Here is a 2,456-nt window from a genome sequence, read left to right on the forward strand (position 1 = left end):
ACGAATATTGTTCTTCCATACACTTTCGTAAATAAAGTTATGAAAGTAGAAATACTCCATATGCTTGAATTCAACACGCGCCGCAGAAAACAACTCTTCGCAAACTTTTACATGAGGGTCCATTGAACCACCAATATCAAAGAAGATCAGCACCTTCACAGTATTGTGGCGCTCAGGCACAAGCTTAAGGTCAAGGTAACCGGCATTACGCGCGGTAGACCTTATTGTATCATCCAAGTCCAACTCATCAGCTGCCCCCTGACGAGCGAACTTACGCAAACGACGCAGCGCAAGTTTGATATTTCGAATCCCAAGCGTTACATCGCCATCAAGGTCTTTGTAGCCACGCTTCTCCCAAACTTTAACAGCACGACCATTTCGACCGTTTTTCTGTCCAATTCGAAAACCTTCAGGGTTATAGCCATTCGCACCAAAAGGTGATGTACCACCGGTACCAATCATCCGGTTCCCGCCTTGGTGCTTTTTCTTTTGCTGCTCGATCCGCTCTTTAAACGCTTCCATTAGCTCTTCGAGGCCGCCCATGGCTTCGATTTTATCCTTTTCTTCCTGAGTTAAGTTCTTCTCAAACTCTGCCTTGAGCCAATCTTCTGGAATCATTTCTTCGAAGAGATCATCAAGCGCTTCGATTCCCTCAAAATATTTGCCATAGGCGCGATCAAATTTGTCGAAGTTTTTCTCATCTTTTACAAGGCACAAGCGGCTTAAATAGTAAAACTCATCGATATCAGCAAAGACTATATTTTTCTCAAGCGCCTCCATTAAGTCTAAGAACTCCTTAAGCGTTGCTGGAACCTTAGAACGGCGCACTTCCTGAAAAAACTCTATTAACATCGAGATACCTCTTTTCTACTAATACAAACCGATTGCGAGTAAAAAATACTTTTAGGCTAACCCTTGCGCCTTGCCATAAATGCCAAGCGCTGCAGCAAGTGGACATCCTGTTCATTCTTAATCAATGCACCATACAAGGGTGGTATTGCTTTAGAGGGGTCTCGCTCTTGTAGAATTTGTTCGGATACTTCGTCAGCCATCAATAGTTTAAGCCAATCGATCAATTCGCTTGTTGAAGGCTTTTTCTTCAAGCCAGGAACTTTACGCACATCAAAAAACACATCGAGCGCCTCTTTAACCAAGCTCTGCTTCAAGCCGGGGTAGTGAACCTCCACAATTTTCTCCATTGTTTCGTGGTCTGGGAAGTTGATGTAATGGAAAAAGCAGCGTCTTAGGAATGCGTCCGGTAGTTCTTTTTCGTTGTTACTGGTAATCAATACAATTGGTCGATTTTTCGCCACAACACGTTCTTGTGTCTCGTAAACAAAAAATTCCATTTTATCGATTTCAAGAAGCAAATCGTTTGGAAACTCGATATCGGCTTTATCAATTTCATCAATCAATAGCACAACACGCTCTTCTGCTTCGAAGGCTTCCCACAACTTCCCTTTCACTATGTAGTTAGATATATCGTGAACACGGTCATTTCCTAACTGGGAATCTCTTAGACGTGACACAGCATCATATTCGTACAAGCCCTGCTGAGCCTTTGTTGTCGACTTGATGTGCCACTGAATTAAACGCGTGCCAAGTGATTCTGCTAACTGCTCAGCCAGCATAGTTTTACCAGTACCTGGCTCACCCTTAATAAGAAGAGGCTTTTCTAATTGAATCGCAGCATTTACAGCCATCTGTAAATCACCGGTCGCTACATAATCGCTAGTACCCTTAAAACTCATACTAATACCTTTTGATATAGACTCTTTGCCTCAAGCAGCCAAGACAAACTAAAACCAACAAATAGACAGACTGAAACTAAAGCCTGAATAGGAAAAACGTGAATTCTATTCTAGTTTTAAGTGCAACGGAAATCCTGGCAATAGATTATTTCAACAACAGTGTGTTCCAGAAACCATCCATATTGAGTTTTAAGCGCTATAATAAGGTACTAAAGCATGTGGAATTTGTGCAATTAATAACCTTAAATCATCAGTGAGCTCTTCCAATTGAAACAAGTTTTTTTCTTGATAGTGACGTTTATTTGCTTCTTCACCACTACCACAAACGCCCAACAAAGCCCTAGCGAAGTCGGCAATAAACAGACCCACCTTTCCTGCGCCATAATTACCAGCGAACATCTAACAATTTTACAATTATTCCAACGAGGACTACCTCAACAAGTCGCAATTGATTCACTACCAGATATAAGCAGAAAAGCCCGTAAGCGCGTCGAGTATGTGTATCAACTGGCCAAAGATATTGGTACGTTAAACGCCTATTCCGATATCAACACAAATTTTGCCCGCTGTTCAACTCTTGTATACAAGAACAAAGGTCTACCCGCCATAGATTTGGCCGAGCACGCATACTATTTTTGCTCTGGTGAAAACAAACTTCGATTCGAGATTATCCTGCTCATCGACCAGGGACTTTCGCAAGAAAAA

The 2,456-nt window shown here is 42.0% G+C and carries 4 protein-coding genes; 1 reads left to right on the top strand and 3 read right to left on the bottom strand.

Annotation, left to right across the window (positions count from 1 at the left end):
- The 3 genes from A3761_RS02175 to A3761_RS02185 all read right to left on the bottom strand — a co-directional run.
- Nucleotides 1-852: VWA domain-containing protein (locus A3761_RS02175; RefSeq protein WP_068749714.1), on the bottom strand; the 852-nt coding region annotated here is incomplete at its 3' end.
- A 56-nt stretch (nt 853-908) separates the two neighbouring features.
- Nucleotides 909-1,751, bottom strand: a complete 843-nt coding sequence (locus A3761_RS02180) for a MoxR family ATPase (protein ID WP_068512684.1) — start codon at nt 1,749-1,751, stop codon at nt 909-911.
- 189 nt (nt 1,752-1,940) lie between these two features.
- Nucleotides 1,941-2,150 (bottom strand): hypothetical protein, encoded by a 210-nt coding sequence (locus tag A3761_RS02185; protein ID WP_068512686.1) that lies wholly within the window; start codon nt 2,148-2,150, stop codon nt 1,941-1,943.
- Nucleotides 2,151-2,249: 99 nt separating this feature from the next.
- Here A3761_RS02185 and A3761_RS28380 point away from each other — a divergent pair.
- On the top strand, nt 2,250-2,456 hold a 207-nt coding region (locus A3761_RS28380), incomplete at its 3' end, for a hypothetical protein (RefSeq protein ID WP_231881120.1).

Source organism: Oleiphilus sp. HI0123 (assembly GCF_001635315.1).

What these genes read in the sequence shown, in the direction of transcription:
- A3761_RS02185 (WP_068512686.1), bottom strand. Translation starts at nt 2,150, where the DNA reads ATGTTCGCTGGTAATTATGGCGCAGGAAAGGTGGGTCTGTTTATTGCC.
- A3761_RS02180 (WP_068512684.1), bottom strand. Translation starts at nt 1,751, where the DNA reads ATGAGTTTTAAGGGTACTAGCGATTATGTAGCGACCGGTGATTTACAG.